Raw genomic sequence first — 20,736 nt, forward strand, 5'->3', positions numbered from 1 at the left:
TTTTGATCGGACTTGAAATGTACAGTTTTTCTGTAACCATCTTGTTGTGAAAGATTGTATTTTTGCTTTAGGGAAGGGGATATGAAAGGTATTCCCAACAAAATAATGACGGTATTCAAATACAGAAAATCTGGATATTTTGTTAAAATTAATGCACCTGAAAAGGTGCATTTTTTGTTCGTAAAATCTTTAGGATTAACAGAAAATCAGTAATTGACTTACCCTGAAAATCCGTATTTTTGGCCTTTTGAAATTGACTATGCAGAAATATATTGACCAGCTCAATGACGCACAGCGCGCGCCCGTCCTGCAAAAAGACGGCCCGATGATCATCATTGCTGGAGCGGGATCCGGGAAAACCCGTGTATTGACCATTAGGATTGCCTACCTCATGAGCCAGGGCGTCGATGCGTTCAACATCTTGGCGCTGACGTTTACCAACAAGGCCGCACGCGAAATGAAGAACCGCATCGCGAGCATTGTCGGGGCGTCGGAGGCGAAAAATTTGTGGATGGGAACGTTCCACTCGGTGTTTGCGCGTATTTTGCGAGCCGAGGCCGACAAGCTCGGGTATCCGTCCAACTTTACGATTTACGATACACAGGATTCGGTGCGCCTCATTTCGGCCATCATCAAGGAGATGCAGCTCGACAAGGACATCTACAAACCCAAGCAGGTCTTGGGCAGGATTTCGTCGTACAAGAACAGCCTCATCACAGTCAAGGCTTATTTCAATAACCCTGAACTCGTCGAGCAGGATGCGATGTCGAAAAAACCGCGTCTGGGCGACATTTACCAAAATTACGTCGACCGTTGTTTCAAGGCCGGCGCGATGGATTTTGACGATTTGCTGTTGAAAACCAATGAATTATTGGCGCGTTTTCCGGATGTATTGGCCAAATACCAAGACCGTTTCCGTTATATTTTGGTCGATGAGTACCAAGATACGAACCATTCGCAGTACCTGATCGTACGCGCCTTGTCGGATAGGTTCCAGAATATCTGTGTGGTGGGCGACGATGCGCAGAGTATTTATGCATTCCGCGGGGCCAACATCAACAACATCCTCAATTTCCAGAAAGATTACGAAGGCGTACAAACGTACCGTCTCGAACAGAATTACCGTTCCACCCGAAATATTGTCGAGGCGGCCAACACCATCATCGACAAGAACAAGACCAAGCTCGATAAAATTGTCTGGACGGCCAATGACGACGGCCCCAAAATCAAAGTCCACCGCAGCATCACCGATGCCGAGGAAGGCCGTTTCGTAGCCAGCACGATCTGGGAGGAAAAGATGAACAAACAGCTCATGAACGGTCAGTTTGCCATCCTATATAGAACCAACGCACAGTCACGTGCGATGGAAGACGCGCTGCGCAAACGCGACATCCCTTACCGCATCTATGGCGGTTTGTCGTTCTACCAACGCAAGGAAATCAAGGACGTTTTGTGTTACCTGCGTTTGGTCATCAACCCCAAGGACGAGGAGGCGCTCGTACGGGTCATCAATTATCCGGCGCGTGGGATTGGCGATACGACGGTCGAGAAAATCACGATTGCGGCCAACCATTACAAACGCTCGATGTTTGAGGTCATGGAAAACATCGACAAGATCGACCTCAAACTCAATTCGGGAACCAGGAACAAGATCACCGATTTTGTCAACATGATCAAGAGTTTCCAGATCATCGAAAAGAACCACGACGCGTTTTACATTGCCGACCATGTCGCCAAGAAGACCGGGCTCGTGCAGGAACTCAAGAAAGATGCAACGCCCGAAGGCATCCAGCGCATCGAGAACATAGAGGAATTATTGAACGGAATCAAGGATTTCACCGAAGGGCAGAAGGAAGTCGATGGCGCCCGAGGTGCGCTTTCTGAATTCCTCGAAGATGTAGCGCTCGCGACCGACCTCGACAAAGATACCGGCGACGACGACCGCGTGGCACTCATGACGATTCACTTGGCCAAAGGACTCGAATTCCCGCATGTGTTCATCGTCGGGATGGAGGAAGATTTGTTCCCAAGCGCGATGAGTATGAGCACGCGAAGCGAACTCGAGGAAGAACGCCGATTGTTTTATGTGGCCTTGACACGTGCCGAACACCAGGCGTATTTGACCTATGCGCAATCGCGTTACCGTTGGGGGAAATTGACCGACAGCGAGCCGTCGCGGTTTATCAACGAGATCGACGCGCAGTATCTGGAATACCTCACGGCAGAAGAAACCAATTACCGTTACAAGCCGATGATCGATGTGGATATTTTCGGCGATGTCGACAAATCGAAACTGCGCTTGAGCAAGCCTGTGGCGGGTACGCCGCCGAAATGGGTCACCGACAACAACCCAAAACCCGACCTGGGCATCCGGAAGCTCAAGCCGGTAAGCAGCAACGCCTCATCAAACGCCAATTTGTTCGACAGCACTCTCACCATTGGCAATGTCGTCATGCACGAGCGATTCGGCAAAGGCGAAATCATCAACCTGGAAGGCGCGGGTGCCGACAAGAAGGCCGAAATCCGTTTTGAAGTGGGCGGAATCAAAAAGCTGTTGTTGCGATTTGCTAAACTGGAAGTCATTGGATAAGCCAAACCACCCTGATTTTTGCATCGGCCCTGAAGGACCGGCAGACCGGCAAGCACTGCGGCAATTGTTCCTCGAAACCAGGCAAAGCACTTTTCATTGGCTCGATACCAGTGGTTATGGCTTGCTGGATTTTGATGAGCAAACCCATGGCGAGCGCATTTTTGTGGCCAAAGTCGGGAATCAGGTCGCCGGATTTGTATCGCTTTGGATGCCGGATAATTTCATCCATCATTTGTTTGTAGACCAAAGGTTCCAACGGCAACAAATCGGTTTGCGATTGCTTGAAGTGGCCCTGCGCGAACTGCATGTGCCCATTGCCTTGAAATGTTTGGAGCAGAATTCGGCAGCGTTGGCTTTTTACGGCAAGCATGGATTCGTAACCCAAAGCCAAGGAACATCTGCCGAGGGAAGCTACTTTTTGATGGTATGCGAGAAAAGTTGACGTCGTTTTGTACAGACAGCAACAGTAATAACAAAAAATCATAATTATATAACCGGTCGTCGGTTGATTTTGATTACCTTTTCACAATCAATTATCCAGCGTTAATTAGCAATTGCAAAATGGCCCAGTTCATCAAAATATACAACGACAAACCCAATGAAGCGGCGCTCGAGCGTGTCGTGAAAGTATTGCGCGAAGGCGGATTGGTAATCTATCCGACCGATACGGTGTATGGCCTTGGCTGCGACATCACCAATACGAAGGCGCTTGAACGCATTGCCAAAATCAAGGGCATCAAGCTGGATAAGGCGAATTTCTCGTTTGTGTGCAGCGACCTGAGCAACCTCTCGGACTATGTCAAGCAAATCGACACGGCGACGTTCAAGCTGCTCAAACGTTCGCTTCCGGGACCTTACACTTTTATTCTTCCCGGGAACAACAACCTGCCGAAGGAGTTCAAGAAGAAAACGACCGTCGGTATCCGTGTACCCGACAACAATATTGCGCTTTGCCTGGTCAAGATGCTGGGCAATCCGATTGTTTCTACCTCGATCTACGACGAAGATGAGGTTTTGGAATATTCCACCGATCCGGAACTCATTTTCGAGAAGTGGCAGAATCTGGTGGATGTGGTCATCGATGGCGGTTATGGCGACAATGTGGGCTCGACCATCATCGATTTGTCGGGATCAGAACCTGTAATTATCAGGGAGGGAAAAGGCGATGTTTCGATTATCGACTAAATGGCTGGCGCCGATGGCATTGTTCTCGGTTGCGTTGACTGCGCAGCAAACCGCTTATGAGTTCACGCCGCTCAAGGCCATCGATACCATCAGCGAGGCAAAATACCAGCAATTGCTCGGTTCGCCCGATCTCAAAACCAACGATTTCCTTGTGTCCAAATGGACGGTCAACAACCGAAACCAACTCGCATTGTTCCAGAAAGTGGCAAATAAATGGGTGGTTTTTTCCTTGTTCGAGGAGCAAACGCACGGCAATTTCAAATTGACCGAAGACGAACAGTTCCTGTCCTACCAATCCGAATTCAAGTCGACTACGACACAAAGTATCATTTCGCATTCCCATTTTTGCATCGTCGACCTCAAGAACCTGCGCCAAGTGCAGTTGCCGCAAACCCAGAACATCGAAACGTGGAACCCCAACGACGGCCTCAATGCGGCGACCGGGAAACCCGACAGGATCAGGCAAAGTGGTTGCAGTTCGCAGTTCTTTTTCCTGGCCAAGGGCAAACTCAACGTAATGCGCACCGGTTCCAAGGATTTTAAATCTGACGAAGATTGCGTGGCTACCGGCAGTTATGAAATCAGAGGCAATCGATGGGTCAAGACCAAATAAAGCCATAAAAAAACGCCTCCATTGCTGAAGGCGTTTTGCTTATGATGGCTGCCGGTTATTTCGACAGGTTTTTCATTTCTTTCTCGATCATGTCGTAGAACTCGTCGATTTTCGGCATCACGACGATGCGCGTTCTTCTGTTGGTTTGGCGGTTTTCCGAAGTGTTGTTGTCCACCAATGGAATGTATTCGCCACGTCCGGCTGCGATCAACTGTTTCGGTTGCACGCCCAGTTCGGTCAATACACGGACGATAGAAGTCGAACGTTTGACAGACAAATCCCAGTTGTCCAAAAGGACGCCGTTTGATTTGTAAGGAACGTTATCGGTGTGGCCTTCGACCATGCATTCGAACGTCGGCTTGCTGTTGACGACTTTGGCGACTTTGGCCAGTACTTCTTTGGCACGGTCGCTTACCATGTAACTGCCGCTCTTGAACAGCAATTTATCGGCAATCGAGATGAATACGACGCCTTTTTCGACATTCACGGAAATGTCCGGATCAGAAATACCGACTTCTTTCTTCAAGCTCGTAACCAACGCCAGGGTAACACTGTCTTTCTTGGTCAATGCATCCTGTAAACGTGTAATCTTGAGGTCTTTTTCCTTCATCGACTCGAGCGCTTTTTCGATGTTCTGTGCGCCTTTGGCCGAGAGTGTGGTCATGTTGCCCATGTTGTTGATCAAATCGGAATTGTTCTTTTTCAAGAAGTCGATTTGGCTGTTCAAAGCTTCTTTCTCAGAAAGACAAGTGTTGAGTTTTACCGTGGCGGTATTGAGCAAATCCTGAATTTCTTTGTTCTTGGCTTCGCAGGCGGCGAGTTTCTTTTTCGTTCCGCAAGACGCCGACAAAAGCGCGACGACTGATAAGGCTAAAATGATTCTTCTCATGGGATTGTAATTTTCGGTTAGGTGACAAATTTAACATTTTAATGTTCTAACAAAAGCGCCACCGACTTAAACTATTGTTAAAACAACTCTGTAAAATTACGCCGCTTTTGCCAAAAGTATTTATAGACTATACTGTTTACTTTATAATATTTCGAGGATTGCGGGCCTTTTCGTTTTTTGAAGTTTTTCGAGAAAGCACCATAAAAAGAGAAGTGGGCGTTGACAATGGCCATGCAATGCGTGATTTTGCCTTGTAGGATAAATTGGATTCCCGCGATACCGTCAAGCACCAAACGCAAAAAGATGACCGGGAGCAATTTCGAAGCAGGCAAATTCTTGAGCAACATGTACAACGAATTCCTGAAATTAAGATAGGTTTTCCTCGGATTGCCCTGCTGCAAAGTGGCACCGCCTACGTGGTAGACTGTCGAATGCGCCACATATTTGGCCTGGTAACCGGCATTGAATGCACGCCAACACAAATCGATTTCTTCCTGGTGCGCAAAAAAATCGTCGTCGAGTCCGCCCAATTCGTTGTAAACCGAAGCCCGGATGAACAAACACGCACCCGATGCCCAAAAGATTTCGCAATCGTCCTGGTATTGTTTCTGGTCTTTTTCGATCGTGTCAAACAAACGGCCACGGCAAAACGGATAGCCGTATTGATCGATAAAACCGCCCGCAGCGCCTGCATATTCAAAGTATTCCTTGTTTTTTTGGTCGAGGATTTTGGGCTGGATGATGGCGGTATTGGGATTGTTTTCAAACTCAGCGATGATCGGTTTGAGCCAGTTTTGGGTGACTTCGACATCCGAATTGAGCAATACAAAAATATCGGCATCTACCTTTTTCAAAGCCTGGTTGTAACCGGTGGCGAAACCGAAATTGCGTTCATTGTGGATGATCTTTACCGATGGGAAATCGGTTTCCAACACAGCAATGGAATTGTCGGTCGACGCATTATCGGCGACATAAATGTCCGCATCCAATGAAAATTGAACCACCGACGGCAAGAACTTCCGAAGCAGATCGCTTCCGTTCCAATTGAGTATGACAACTGCGATTTTCATGATACGGAAAACGTTTGGTGATCGGGCAACTCGCGCAGGAAAACATATTGCTCGTTTGCGTAATCCATCTGGCAGAAATAATGTTGTTTCCCGTTGGTGACCATGAGCAATTGCGATTGCATCGTCATGTTGTAACGCGCGATCTGGTCAAAGACGGTTTGTGAAATGGCCACCTGCGGCGCCTTGCATTCGACGAGGATGAAAATCGAGCCGTCGGGGTTGAACACCACAACATCGTACCGTTTGGTCAGCCCATTGACCGTGAGCACCTTTTCGACATTGATCAGCGATTTCGGGTATTTCTTTTCGTGCATCAGGAAGTGCACGACATGTTGGCGCACCCATTCCTCGGGCGTCAGGATGATGAATTTCTTGCGGATTTCATCAAAAATCGACACCCGTCCCGCATTGCGGAAACGAAACACATAATTCTTGAAATTGAGTTTCTGCATGACGCAAAGAAACGAAATCCCGACCTGAAATAAAAACCCCGATTAGTGGCCGGGGTTTGCGTCTTTATTTGGATTCGTTGTAGAGCAGATGTGCCAATCGGCCGTCGCGTTGGTAAACATCGGGATAGAATGCGGCGATGCCATTTTGATCGGCCCAGGCGGTGAAGTAGGCGATGTAGACCGGGATTTTGTGATTGAGCGTGTATTGTTTTTCCTTTCCGGCGTTCATCGCTTCGTCGATTTTCTGCGGATTCCAGTTCTTGTCGCTGTCCAAAATCTTAATGGCGAGTTCACGCGCTTTTTCCACACGGACGCAGCCGTGGCTTTGTGCGCGGTCGTCTTTGCCGAACAGGTTTTTGGCCGGCGTATCGTGCAAATAAATATTATTCGAGTTCGGGAACATGAACTTGATCAATCCCAGGGAATTGTCCTTGCCCGGTTTTTGGCGCAGGTTCTTGCCGTTCCATTCCATGTTGTGTTTGGTCAGGTAATCCGGGTCTTTGGCCATATCGGGCTTGATTTCTTTTTCGACGATGCTTTTGGGAATGTTCCAATAGGGGCTGAACACGAGGTAACTCATCTGTCCGCTGAACACCACGGTCTTGTTGGCTTCTTTGCCTACGACCACATTCGATTCGAGGATTGGCGACCCCTCGCGGAAATAACGCAATTGATAGGCCGGGATATTGACCGCGATCAGTTCTTTCGATTCGGCGATGTCTGGCGAAATCCAGCGGCATCGCTCCATATTGACAGTAATGGTCTTGATGCGTGCTTCCACCGGAACGTTCATGTGTTCGACGAGCATCGGCGTAATGTGCGCACCCAAAATATTGTTGCGTTTGCGGTAGGCGGCAATGGCGTTTTCGAGCGTGCTGTCGTAAGTCGTGCTTCCGGAATCGCTGTCAATTTCACCCGAAGCGGCCAGTCTTTTACGGACCTGGGCAATCGCAGGATGGTTATCGCCGGGTTGGAGCATTTTCAAATCTTTGGGGAAATCAATTGGAGGCCAGCCGCCTTTGTCCCTGATGTCGCGGTAACGCTGCAATGCTTTTTTGAGGTGGTAATATTGGCCGATGTTCTCCGAAGTGTCGTCCTTGATCTTGTCGGGATCGCGCAGCAAAGTGTCGAGGTAAGCTACGTAATCCATCTTGTCGCGCGGCAAAAACCAGCCGGTTGATTTGCTTTTTTTGGGATCGACACCTGCGTATACATTTTTGGCATAAAAGAAATACATTCCGCTGATGAGCAATTCGTTGTCGATAGAGGCTTTGTCGTTGTCCTCAAATATTTGTGCGATTTGCGATTGGTACGGCAACTTTACCGGAACGCCATCGGCACCGATTTGGTTGACCCGATTGTACAACACTTCGGCAAAATCGATGCGACCGTCCTTGTCGTACCAGATGTGCTGGTAGCGGTGCTTTTGGTAGAGTTCGGCATATTGCGTGCGGAAGGTTTTGAATTCGGGATATTTGGTCAGGAAAGCGCCGACTTGTGTACTGTCGAAGGCGATGCGGTCTTCGGTTTGTGTAGAAAGTTGGCCGTCGTTTTTCTTGCACGAAATGACAAGCAACAGCAACAAAATCAGGAAGGCAACAGATTTTAAAATTTTCATGGCGATGATTTAAAGATTCTTTTGTGAATTGTAAAGATTCAACAAAATAAAGCGAATAGTCTTACAAGATTCTGAGGAATGTTTGCACGATTGATCCACCCGAAATTATGGAACGATTGCGCGAAATTTTGTAAGGGTTTGGAAGCATCACCGATGTAATTTTACTTCATACTAAATCACGAACTATTTCAAGAAAATTCTCATGCATGCATGATTTTCATGATTGATTGGTTACTTGGTTAGTGAGCAAGGGGCCGGCCAACGCTGGCCCTTTGTTGTGTTTATAACTTCGGTTCTTAGCATGTTGTCGTATCGGTGATAAGTAGTATTTTTGGAACCCGCAGCAATCCGATTCTCCATGGACGAAATAGTCAAAATTGTCAACGACATCAAATCCGGAAACATCCGCCCCATTTATTTCCTGATGGGTGAGGAGCCGTATTACATCGACAAGCTTTCCGATTATATCGAAGACCATGTGCTGTCGGAAGACGAGAAAGGATTCAACCAAACGGTGTTGTACGGACGTGATGTCTCGATCGACGACATTGTCTCGACTGCCAAGCGCTACCCGATGATGGCCGAACGCCAGGTCGTGATCGTCAAGGAAGCCCAGGATTTGTCGCGCAACATTGACAAGCTCGAAAGTTATGCTGAAAATCCGATGCCTACGACGGTACTCGTGATGTGTTACAAATACAAAACGCTCGACAAACGTAAGAAAGTCACCAAGCAACTCGAGAAAAACGGGCTCGTTTACGAAAGCAAAAAGCTCTACGAAAACCAGGTGGGGCAGTGGATCACACGTGTATTGCAAGGCAAAGGATTTACGATTGAACCCAAAGCCAATGCGATGCTCGTGGATTTCCTCGGTACCGATTTGAGCAAAATCAACAACGAACTCGAGAAACTGCAGATCATTTTGCCCAAAGGCAGCCAGATTACGGCCAAGCAAATCGAGGAAAATATCGGTTTCAGCAAAGACTACAATGTGTTCGAGCTTCGAAAGGCCATCGGGGAAGGCAACCAATTCAAGTCGTACCAGATTGCACAATATTTCGCCGACAATCCCAAAGACCACCCAATGGTCATGACCACGGGAATGATTTTCAGTTTCTTCGTCAACCTGTTGCAATACCACGGATTGAAGGACAAGAGTCCAAAGAATGTCGCCTCGGTGCTCAAGGTCAATCCTTACTTCCTCAAAGACTACGACGTCGCCTTAAAAAATTACCCGATGAAAAAAGTCAGCGCGATAGTGGCGGCCCTGCGCGACGTCGATCTTAAAAGTAAAGGCGTGGGGGCCAACAATATGGAGCATGGCGACTTGCTCAAGGAGATGTTGGTCAAGGTTTTTAACTGATCCATCCTGACGGCTAATTCCGGTTTTTGGCTTAAAATGAGGCGTCCGACTTCCTAAAAAATGCAGTTGAAAGAGTATTTTGCCCGTTCAACGAGTTTTGTGCAATCGTTTAAAATTTACCATTTTACTTTGCCGTAACATTAAAATTCAGCCCCAATGAAAAATTTTGTTACCGCAATCGCTTGCATTACTTTATTGGCCTCTTGTTCTTCAGACAATGCCACAACGACACCGGCTCCTACACCGGCATCAACCGCGAAAGTGGCCAGCCAGGTTACTTTTGAAAACGACTACGGGACTTTTGCCCTGGAATACAATCCAGACCATACGTTGAAAAGCGCCGTTTCAGACAGCCAAAGTTTGTCGTTGACTTACTTGTTGTCTTATGCCAATGGCCGCATCAGCAATGTGTCGGGCGACAACAACGGACAGGATTTCGATGTCGATTTTACGTACGCCGCCAACGGCACCATCAATGGCGTGACTGTAACCGGCGTTCAGAAATACGTTACCTATGACGCCGCCAATCAATACTACGAAATCAAGGAAAATGCCGAGGCATTGGCCCGTGTGCGTTACATCGTCAACGACGAAGGCGACCTCATGGAAGTGATGTCGTTCAACAACCAAGGCAATTTCATCGACGGCAAAACCTATTATTACGAAGCCAACCAAAAAGGACCTTTGTACAATGCCAACCGCGTGACAGTACAATTGGCGATGGCTTGCCGCAGCCAGGCATTGTTGTCGTGCTCGTTCGGCGGTTACCGTCCGTTCAAGAATTTCGCTGGCGCACATTCGGCACCGATCGACTTGACCAATACCTTCGATACCGCGGGCTATGTGCTCGACAGCGACAAACAGGAAGATGTAGATTACGCCACTTTTACTTATATAGAATTGTAAAATCCATTACCCCCTACTACTACGAAATCCCATGTCCCTAGCATGGGATTTTTTTATTAGGACAATCGATTTGGATAAATGAAGTAGTCGTTTCTTGGCCTGAATTTATGTTTAGAATGTCCTATATTTGAATAATATTGTCTTGAATTTAAAAAATGAGCAAACAGGAACTTTACAGGCAAATTTCGGATAAGTTATTTTCAATGTTTTATGTTGATGACAACAAATATGGAAGGCAACAGGCAGATGGAAGTTACAAATTGATCAAAGGAAAAATCACACCGGTTACGATCGATGATATGTTGGCCAACCAGAAAAGCTTGTTGACTTATCAGGAATTGCATATCGTTCGGACTGCCTTTGTAAAATGGATTTGTTTGGATCTTGATATCGTCAAAAGTGAGATAGACAGCAATGAGGTCAATGAAGAAAACCTCAAGTTGGTTAAAAAAGCCGCCGACGAGGTGTGTGCTTTTTTAACCACCAAAAATATCCCCTTTTTATTAGAGTTTTCGGGACGGAGGGGTTTTCATATCTGGGTCTTTTTCGAAAGGCTGATTACCAAAAATGAAGGATATCAATTGGTCAATTACATTCATAGAAACGTCAAGGACCAATTCGACAAGGTGATCGTTACCGATAAATTTCCGAAAACACCCATTGTAAATGCCAATACCAAAGGAGTAGGCTTAGGGATTAAACTGCCGCTTTCGCAGAACAAAAGCAATGAAAAGCTTTCTTTCTTGCTGAGACAAGGAGATCCTTTCGAATATGACCAGCAGCGCTGGATTTCCAAACCCAACCGGATTTTCTTAGAAAAACAGTTGGATATTCTAAACGAAACCAAGGCGGTTACTACCAAAGAGCTTTCATCGCTACTCGAAGGGTTGAATGGGGCAGGAGACGGCGAAACAATCCCTACTAGATACTTTAAGGGAAGAAAGGTCAATACCTTTATTGACCAAACCATCAACCTTGACCAAATGATTGAATCGTTGTGCAAGTGTGATTATTTGAAAGAAATATTTGAGGACTACGAGTTGGGGCTTAGCGAAAGTGAAAGGCAAATTTTGGTGGGTTTGTTCATCAAATTGGAAACCCCTCAAGAGAAGGACTTTGGCTACAACCTTTTGATGGAATTGTTTTCCAATGTAAAAGGATTCAATAGAGAGTTGACCGAAAAAAAACTGGCGGACTTAAAATACTACCAACCCATTACTTGCAACGGTCTTGGGCGGTGCAGCGCTTGCAAAGGAAGCGCGGTCATTTCGCCGGTTCAGTTGGCCAACATCGACATCGTAGATTTGCCAATGCATTCCATACGGCCTTTGGACGAAAAATTATTGGAAAGAATTAAAAATGCCGTTTATCATTATTCTTTAAGAAATGATGAGGTCCCGCTGTATAGCCAACTAAAAAGGATCGGTAAGGTTCATTACAAAACGATTTTTCAGAAAATAGATGCGATTTTTGGCGGAGAACGTCCGCAGTTTCCAAAGACATATGTGTTCAGAAGAAATGAGGGAGATAAAATCAGGTGGCTTCATAATCTGGATGCCGAAAACAATGTCATTTCCACCTATTTTCTTTTTCTGCTCAATACGATTTATTATACCGAAATCACAGACAATTCGTATGGGTATCGGTTTGCACAGAGTTTTTACCAAAACAACATTTTTGAAGGCTGGTTTCCCAATTGGGCGAAATTTATCAAAAAAGTAGAAAATTATTTGTTCGGGGTTGAATATGAAGAGTACTATTTGCTTAAAATCGATATTAAAAGTTTCTACGACAGTATAAATATTCCCAGGTTGAAGGTTAAGCTCTATGAAGAAGCACCCAAGCGGATCAAGCAAAAACTCAGTGAATTTTCCCCAGAAGACTTGACCAGGTATAAGAATGTAATCGATTATCTGATCAACCTTTCCGTGGCAACGACTGGGAACTCTGAAAATGGGCTACCCCAAGGTCCTGCCTATGCGAGGTATCTGGCAGAATTGTATTTGAACGGTTTGGATGATTTGATTGAAAACCATTTTATCAAAGACCAAAAAAGGGAATTTTACCATCGTTTTGTGGATGACATATTCATTTTTGTAGAAAACAAGGAGAGAGGCCATGTATTGTCTGAAAAGATAAATGAATGGCTGGCGGTAAATGGTTTAAAATTCAATACCAGCAAGACCAGATTGGTCAACGTTAAGGAATATGCTGCGTCAGGCAATTTTCAAAAGTTTAAGAACAATGCAAAGTATGACATCAACAGTGTCAATAAGAATAAGAAAGTGTTGTCGGAAGAAGAAATACAGGAAGCTTTTCTGAAGCTCGGAGACTTGGCCGACGACACAAAATTTGGGCTCAAAGATAACCTCAGGTTCTTTTACAGTCAATTCAAAGGTGATGATCGGTTAAATTTTATTAGGAAAAAACTGTCGCGCAAATTGCCTTACACCGTAGACGGCAGGGGCGGGCTTTATATGCTATTCTATGCGGATCTTCTTAGCAATTTTCCAAAACAATTCTGGGAAGTCGCCGAGAATATAGACCAAGTCAAAGGGCTTTCTCTGACCCACTATCTCAACACGATGTTGCTCAATGAAGATTTATTGGATGAGCATTTTCTACTGGTCCATGCCTTGGTCTCAAACACTTATCAAAGAAGTGATTTGACTGACGCGGATAAATTATTGATTGCATCACTCGTTGTAAAATGCAACCTCACAGTAACACTTAATTATTTCCAAGGGATTATGTATGAAGCGCTTGAAACCCCTAATATGAAGTATACCCAGCATCATTGGGAAATGATTCGTGAAAAACTGGAAAATACCACCAGTAGGATTGTATTTATAGGCGAACTCAACAGGATTATTGAAAACAATACTTTTGAAATCGCTTTTTTAAATGAATTGGCCAAATATTCCTTCATCAGGTTTTCGGAATGGAAAACAGACGGTGTGGATGAGATTGACAGCCATGAATTGTTAAGCCAATTTTACCATTGCCTGTGTTTCCTGACTTTGTTTGAGAATTCGCAAGACCATTCGCCGATACTTGCCAGTTGGAAATTGCTTTTGGAGATGTCCGTGGCCTTGGGCGAATTTGATAACAAAGACCATAACTTTTATTGGATAGGGAAATTGCAAGATTTTCAATTTTCTGATTTTTCGAATGAAAGCTATTCGCTGTTGCTGAGTCATAAAAAAGGCACAGAATTGAGCAGCTATGCTTGTAAGAATGAATTTCTGGAACAATACCGCAATGTATTGATCATCTTGTTGTTTGCCAAAGCCAAGAGCAGTGAGCGTCAAAACTTTAGAAGTATCTTGAAAGATGCCGAAGGGATTGATAGCCGATTTTTCGCATGGCTCAACGACAATTCGGTGTCATTGTACCCAAGCATCGAGGACATTTGTCTCAAGAACATTGCCCTGAACGGTTTGATTGTATTAAGTAAATCCGACAAGTTGTTCGTAAAAAGCATCAACAAGAAAATCGATGCCAAAAAATACGATTACCTCAATGCCAAAACAACAGCGGACGAGCAGGAAATCATTTATGCGATAGGGACTGAAAAATTGCCCCAAAAACTTTTGGACAAGACGGTTCTCGGGGTTCTTAAGAACCTGGCCCAAGTCGTGTCGGACCACGAGGAGTTTTGTAACAAATACCAAACAGGCTTTCCTTTTTTTTACAATACGTTTGACGTCTTTGGTTGTTATCCGGCCGTTCCGTTCTATTCCGATTTTGAAAAGATAACAACTTTCGAGGGCGTGAAGAAGGAAATAAATTTCGAAAGCTATTGGGAAAATATTTCAAACATTGTGCAAAATCACTTGCCTGATTCCGATGAAATCAAGTTGACCGCAGAAGAAAGTGATTACAATTTTAACATCACACAATTGGACCTGCGCTTTTACCCCATTTCCCAACTGCTTAATAAATCGGCCCTGGATAAATGGAATTTTCTAAAAGAGTTCGTTTCAAAAATCAAGGAAGGTGTACCAGTCACGTTATTCCAATTTCAATATTACTGGAGTTTGACGGTTTTAAAGAAGGCAAAGGAATTGACCAATGAGGTGCCTGCCCTGGTGAATTTCTTAAAAATCCATTTTGAAAATTTCGATGACCCAAACAGTGATTTGGATGTACTGTTTGCGGTAAACGAGCAGTTGTTGCCTCAAGCTGAAACCTTAGCTCAATTTTTTGATACGATAAAATCATCGATCGATATTTTCGAATCTGAAATTCAGGTAACCGACCTCAGTTTTATAGACGAAATAAGCCTTTACCTGCCAACGATGGTTGTAGACAACTCTGATAAAACAACGTTTGACAGAGCCGACTTTAAACGGTCCAAAGTACGCATTGAGGAAAAGAGAAACAGATCCACAGGGGAATCGAACTACAGCGTAACCATCGATGAAAAAACCTTGCCATTAGTCGATGGCATCTATTCATTCAACCATTTGTCCAAAAACTTACAAGTCGAAAAACCACAAGACCTGATGGCAAAGACCAGGGGTTCGTTTGTGTATAGTTTTATACAGGCCAATAAGGTGTACCTCTATTTTCCTGAAAATGAGTTGGTCAAAGCTTACAACCGCATTGAAGTGAGAAAGAAAGCCTATGACGAGATTTTTGATGGTTCAAACACTGATCAAAAACTCAAGAGCCTTTTCCCTGTCAATCAATATTTTATCGACGCCCAATCGAACTACGAGAACTTCCCTCATAAATTGGATTTGGAAAGAAAACTTAAAATCCAATACAAGCACGGATTTAAAATTACGGACCGCGTCATCAACTGGCTTTCAATTTTCAATAAAGACAGCATCGTCGGCAGTGGAGTGGAGGCACACATGATCAAAGCAGGTCTTTCCATAGGAAACCTCCATTCGTCCATCTTATATGTTTTGAATGCGCATGCTTCTTTGTCGGAACAGCAATACGAAGACTTCAAAGAACTGTTGCTGCAATACGTTAAAGATTATGATTGCGTGTTGTTTCCAATCAAAAACCCAAAAAATGACAGCAACGGCTTATACCGATTGCTCAGAAAATATGGCTACGACGACAACCGAGCCGATTTTAACTTCGAAAAGAATTTTGGTATACTTTGCAAAGAAGACATCTCCTCGAAAAAACTTATCATCCTTGTCGATATCGGAATACGTGGGGGACAAATAAGAAAAGCCTTTGGATACTATAACACCAATTTTACCGGAGTTGAGCTCAGTGATTTCAATAGCATGCGGGATGGTGATAAAAAATCGCCCGAGGAAGAAAAATATTTTACCTTCACCAAACAGGCGCAAGTCGGCTTTTTTCAGGACAACTTAAGAAAGGCCAAAGAAATTGTGATTTTATCGCCAATCATGACAAAGGAATTCGTTGAAAATACGCAAGCTCTTTTTAACGAAATCAATCCCAATTTGACCTTTAAGTGCATCGAGCCCGAGCTGGATGAGAAGCAATATTTGTTTGGAAACGTAACATTTCACAGACCAGAATTGGAACTCTTTAAAGTGTTGGTTTCCGATGTAGCATTGTTGAGGCGCTTATTCCCTATGAATAAAAAGACGGCAAAGCATTATCGAGATTCGTTGGAAGAATTGGACAAGGCAAACCTATTGTTTCGCGTAGGTTCCTTGCCTGCAATGCACATCAAACTTTTCACGGCCCAGCCCACAAAAGGGCATTCCTTGCTGGATTACATCGGAAATTGGAAATAGAATGCCCTATCATAGATATTGCATTCAAATGTTTTTTACCAACAATAAATTTCCCGATATTTGTCTCCCAAAATTCAAATACCACCACTATGGCAATGATGAACAAAAATACGGTGCTCGGCTGGGCGACCTTTATCATGATAATTATGGGACTGATCCTGATCGGACTCGGTGTCTTTCGTTACGACGACGTCGCAGGTTGGGGTTTTGGGGCCGTAGGCGTCGGGTTTCTGGCCAATGCATGGGTGTTCAGTTCGCTCAAAGGCAGGGTGTAATCGATACTAATCAATAACAATCAACAATAAAATGTCAGACGATAAGAAAGTAATATTCTCGATGTCCCGCGTCAACAAGACGTATTCTTCCAGCAACAAGCAGGTCTTGAAGGACATCTACCTGAGCTTCTTCTACGGGGCCAAAATCGGTATCCTCGGTCTCAACGGATCGGGAAAATCTTCGCTGCTCAAAATCATCGCCGGGGTCGATAAGAACTACCAAGGTGATGTGGTCTTCGCACCGAATTATACGGTGGGCTACCTTGAACAAGAGCCGCAACTCGACGAAAGCAAAACCGTGATTGAAGTCGTACGCGAAGGCGTAGCCGAAACCGCTGCGCTTTTGGAAGAATTCAACAAAATCAACGACATGTTCGGACTCCCGGAAGTCTACGAAGATGCCGACAAGATGCAGCAACTCATGGACCGCCAGGCCGATCTGCAAGACAAGATCGATGCCTCGGGGGCCTGGGAACTCGATACCAAACTCGAGATCGCGATGGATGCCCTACGCACGCCCGAAGGCGATACACCGATCAAGGTGCTTTCAGGTGGGGAACGCCGCCGTGTAGCGCTTTGCCGTTTGTTGTTGCAGCAGCCCGATGTATTGCTTTTGGATGAGCCAACGAACCACCTCGATGCCGAAAGTGTCTTGTGGCTCGAACAGCATTTGGCGCAATACGCCGGAACCGTCATTGCCGTGACGCACGACCGTTACTTCCTCGACAATGTGGCTGGCTGGATTTTGGAACTCGACCGCGGCGAAGGCATTCCATGGAAGGGCAATTATTCGTCTTGGCTCGACCAGAAATCCAAGCGTATGGAGCAGGAGGAGAAAGTGGCCTCGAAAAGAAGAAAGACATTGGAGCGCGAGCTCGAATGGGTAAGACAAGGCGCGAAAGGCCGTCAGACCAAACAGAAAGCGCGTTTGCAAAACTATGATAAGTTGCTCAACGAAGACCAGAAACAGCTCGACGAGAAACTCGAAATCTACATCCCGAACGGGCCGCGTCTCGGTACGAATGTGATCGAAGCGAAGAATGTGGCCAAAGGTTTCGGGGAAAAATTGTTGTACGACAACCTCAATTTCACCTTGCCGCAGGCCGGAATCGTTGGGATTATCGGGCCGAACGGTGCGGGTAAATCGACCATTTTCCGCATGATTATGGGCGAGGAAACGCCTGACGGTGGTTCATTTGCCATTGGCGACACCGTAAAAATTGCCTATGTCGATCAGTCGCATTCGAACATCAATCCGGATAAAACCATCTGGGAAAATTTCGCCGACGGACAGGAACTCGTCATGATGGGCGGCCGCCAGGTCAACTCGCGCGCTTATTTGAGTCGTTTCAACTTTGGCGGAAGCGACCAGAACAAAAAAGTCTCGATGCTGTCGGGCGGGGAAAGAAACCGTCTGCATTTGGCGATGACGCTCAAGGAAGAAGGCAACGTATTGTTGCTCGATGAGCCGACGAACGACCTCGACATCAACACGCTGCGTGCGCTCGAAGAAGGTCTTGAAAATTTTGCCGGTTGCGCCGTAGTGATTTCGCACGACCGCTGGTTCCTCGATCGTATCTGTACGCACATCCTTGCATTTGAAGGCAACTCCGAAGTGTATTTCTTTCGAAGGCAGTTTCTCGGATTACGAAGAGAACAAGAAAAAACGCCTGGGCGGTGATTTGACCCCAAAACGTATAAAATACAGAAAATTAATACGAAACTAAGTTTTAACTAAAATCCCGACGCCTGTTCGGGATTTTTTTTGATTATTAGGTGTATATTTGAGCCAGTCAATACCCATCTAAATGCCCCAAGCTAGGTTTATTGTCTTGCTGTTCAGTTTATTGGTTTCTGTAAACGGTGTTTTTGCGCAAGAGCAAACGCCGTCGAAAAAGGAAATTGAGGAATTGATATTCAAGGCGTCGGAATATTTGAATAGTGCACAATTTGAGAAATCGCTTGTTGCGGCCAGATCGGCTTTGCGCTATGCGACCGAAATCAACGACGCTTACCTGATCGCCAATGCCTACAACGCCATCGCCGGGAATTACGACGAACTTTCCGAAGCCGACAAGGCCATTTTCTTCTACAACAAAGGACTAGACTACGCCAACAAGACCGACAATGATACTTTAAAAAATTGGCTCAACAACAATCTGGGCAATATGTATTTCTTTGAAAAGAAGGAGTACGAGAAAGGCATCAACTTCTACAAGAAATCCCTGCAATACAGCGAGAAAATCGCCGATACCACGCAATTGGTATTCACCAAACTCAATATTTGCTGGGGGTATTTCGACATCGGGCAGTTTGACAAAGGCAAGCCGTACCTCGATTACATCAATAAATACCACGGCAAATACGGTGATTCGACCACGATCGTGGCGCTCAACTTGCTCAACGGCATGTATTTCAGCGCCAAGAACGAGAACAAGAAAGCCGAAAACTTTTTCCTGACCGCAATCAAACTCGGGACCGAGGGCAAGGAAAAATTCGACCTCTCGTATTCGCATGAGGAATATTCTAAATTCCTGCTCAAGAATGGGCGCCACAAGGAAGCCTACGAGCACCTGGCGCAATTCAAGAAAATCAGCGACCAGCTTTACGACCAGGACAAGCTCAAGAAAGCCGATATCGCCGGACTCAACCTCGAACTCGACGAATACAAACGCGAAATCGACAAGATCGAAATCGAAAAGGAAAGTCAGGCGTTGAGCCTCAAGAAATCGCAAATCATCGCGCTGCTTTTCTTTATCATCCTGATTGTGCTGTTGCTTTTGCTGTACACCTTATACAAGAACAACCTGTTCAAGAAGAAAGCCAACGCCGAATTGACCCTGGCCAACGAGGAGCTCATGGCCGCCAATCAAAAAGCCGAGGAAGCCTCGTTGCTCAAAACCCAATTCGTCTCGACGATCAGCCATGAATTGCGGACGCCTTTGTACGGCGTGGTCGGGATTACCAATATGATTCTCGACGAACACAAGGAACTCACGAACAGCCCACACCTCAATTCGCTTAAATTTTCGGCGCGCTACCTGCTTTCGCTTGTCAACGACATCTTACAGATCAACAAGATCGAGGAGAAACGCATCGTTTTGGAGACGCTCACGTTCAATGTCCCGGACGAGATCGGCATCATCACCAATTCGTTGGAATTCATCGCAAACAAGAATGAAAACAAGGTCTCAATCCACGTCGATGAGACCATTCCCGAATTTTTGATTGGCGATAAACTGCGATTTTCGCAGATTTTGATGAACCTGACCAGCAACGCGCTCAAGTTTACCAAAAAGGGCGAGGTCATCATTTCGGCCAAACAGGTCAGGGTAGAAGGCAAGGTGCATTTCATCGAATTCAGCATCAAGGACAACGGGGTTGGGATCGCCAAGGAAGACCAGGCCAAGATTTACGACAAGTTTGTCCAGATCGGCAGGAAGGACGACGATTACCAAGGCACTGGTCTCGGTTTGTCGATTGTGAAACGATTGATCGAGTTGTTCAAGAGCGAGATCCATCTGGAAAGCCAACTCAATGTCGGCACGACCTTTAGCTTTACGATTGGTTTCGAATCGGATGCGCAGAAAACCCAGGAAATCATCAACAACATCGAAGTCGATTTGACCTCGAGCCAAATCCTCAAGGTGCTCGTGGTCGAGGACAACAAGATCAATCAGATGGTCACCAAGAAAATCATCGAGAAGAACAACTTCAAGTGCGACATCGTCGAGGATGGTTTTGCTGCGATCGGTCTGGTGCAAAAGGAAAACTACGATATCATCCTGATGGACATCAACATGCCCGTCATCAACGGATTCGAGACCACGAGAAGAATCCGCTCGCTCGGCATCACCACGCCAATTGTGGCATTAACGGCATTCGACAAGGGTGAAATCACCGAGGAAGCGATGTCGGCCGGAATGAACGACATCATCATCAAGCCGTTCGAACCGGTGAAATTATTCCAGATCATCAATTCGCAGATCATTAAGAGGCGCAACGCCGGAAATTAAATTTCTTAGAACCAAGAATAAAGA

At 45.5% G+C, this 20,736-nt stretch carries 13 protein-coding genes and 1 pseudogene; 10 read left to right on the forward strand and 4 right to left on the reverse strand.

Translation table 11 applies throughout. The annotated features are described in order from the left end of the window. Window positions 1-259: 259 nt before the first annotated feature. From QM717_RS13755 to QM717_RS13770, 4 genes are all read left to right on the forward strand, one after another. Entirely contained in the window at window positions 260-2,590 is a 2,331-nt protein-coding gene (locus tag QM717_RS13755) for an ATP-dependent helicase (protein ID WP_415038213.1), read from the forward strand. After that, window positions 2,583-3,032, forward strand: coding sequence for a GNAT family N-acetyltransferase (locus QM717_RS13760; protein WP_415038215.1), 450 nt, complete (start codon window positions 2,583-2,585; stop codon window positions 3,030-3,032). Before QM717_RS13755 ends, QM717_RS13760 begins: the two co-directional genes overlap by 8 nt. A gap of 119 nt (window positions 3,033-3,151) precedes the next feature. Then, window positions 3,152-3,775 carry an L-threonylcarbamoyladenylate synthase gene (locus tag QM717_RS13765; RefSeq protein WP_415038217.1) on the forward strand — a complete coding sequence of 208 codons (624 nt, stop codon included), beginning with the start codon at window positions 3,152-3,154 and terminating at the stop codon, window positions 3,773-3,775. 13 nt (window positions 3,776-3,788) lie between these two features. Continuing rightward, entirely contained in the window at window positions 3,789-4,388 is a 600-nt protein-coding gene (locus QM717_RS13770) for a hypothetical protein (RefSeq protein WP_415038218.1), read from the forward strand. A 55-nt stretch (window positions 4,389-4,443) separates the two neighbouring features. Here the strand turns inward: QM717_RS13770 and QM717_RS13775 are convergent, their stop codons facing one another. The 4 genes from QM717_RS13775 to QM717_RS13790 form a co-directional block, all read right to left on the reverse strand. After that, a complete protein-coding gene (locus QM717_RS13775; protein WP_415038219.1) occupies window positions 4,444-5,277 on the reverse strand; it encodes a flagellar motor protein MotB in 834 nt (277 codons plus the stop codon). A gap of 77 nt (window positions 5,278-5,354) precedes the next feature. Continuing rightward, entirely contained in the window at window positions 5,355-6,350 is a 996-nt protein-coding gene (locus tag QM717_RS13780; protein WP_415040129.1) for a glycosyltransferase family 2 protein, read from the reverse strand. Then, complete coding sequence (locus QM717_RS13785; RefSeq protein WP_415038221.1) at window positions 6,344-6,799, reverse strand: type I restriction enzyme HsdR N-terminal domain-containing protein; 456 nt, start codon at window positions 6,797-6,799, stop codon at window positions 6,344-6,346. Before QM717_RS13785 ends, QM717_RS13780 begins: the two co-directional genes overlap by 7 nt. Before the next feature lie 64 nt (window positions 6,800-6,863). Further along, entirely contained in the window at window positions 6,864-8,417 is a 1,554-nt protein-coding gene (locus QM717_RS13790; protein ID WP_415038223.1) for a L,D-transpeptidase family protein, read from the reverse strand. Between the two features lie 358 nt (window positions 8,418-8,775). On the opposite strand from QM717_RS13790, the gene holA reads away from it, so the two are divergent. The 6 genes and pseudogenes from holA to QM717_RS13820 all read left to right on the forward strand — a co-directional run bounded on the left by holA (window position 8,776) and on the right by QM717_RS13820 (window position 20,712). Next, window positions 8,776-9,780 carry a DNA polymerase III subunit delta gene (gene holA / locus QM717_RS13795; RefSeq protein ID WP_415038225.1) on the forward strand — a complete coding sequence of 335 codons (1,005 nt, stop codon included), beginning with the start codon at window positions 8,776-8,778 and terminating at the stop codon, window positions 9,778-9,780. A 156-nt stretch (window positions 9,781-9,936) separates the two neighbouring features. After that, complete coding sequence (locus QM717_RS13800) at window positions 9,937-10,686, forward strand: hypothetical protein (protein ID WP_415038227.1); 750 nt, start codon at window positions 9,937-9,939, stop codon at window positions 10,684-10,686. Window positions 10,687-10,985: 299 nt separating this feature from the next. Next, window positions 10,986-16,421: a reverse transcriptase domain-containing protein gene (locus QM717_RS13805; protein ID WP_415038228.1), complete on the forward strand. Its 5,436-nt coding sequence runs from the start codon at window positions 10,986-10,988 to the stop codon at window positions 16,419-16,421. Window positions 16,422-16,519: 98 nt separating this feature from the next. Beyond that, window positions 16,520-16,696, forward strand: a complete 177-nt coding sequence (locus QM717_RS13810) for a CAL67264 family membrane protein (RefSeq protein ID WP_415040131.1) — start codon at window positions 16,520-16,522, stop codon at window positions 16,694-16,696. 31 nt (window positions 16,697-16,727) lie between these two features. Then, a pseudogene (gene ettA, locus QM717_RS13815) lies at window positions 16,728-18,423 on the forward strand (energy-dependent translational throttle protein EttA). An 81-nt stretch (window positions 18,424-18,504) separates the two neighbouring features. Then, complete coding sequence (locus QM717_RS13820; protein WP_415038230.1) at window positions 18,505-20,712, forward strand: response regulator; 2,208 nt, start codon at window positions 18,505-18,507, stop codon at window positions 20,710-20,712. Window positions 20,713-20,736: the final 24 nt, after the last annotated feature.

Origin of the sequence: Flavobacterium sp. (assembly GCF_047602195.1) — a bacterium.
In the GTDB taxonomy this organism is placed as follows: domain Bacteria; phylum Bacteroidota; class Bacteroidia; order Flavobacteriales; family Flavobacteriaceae; genus Flavobacterium.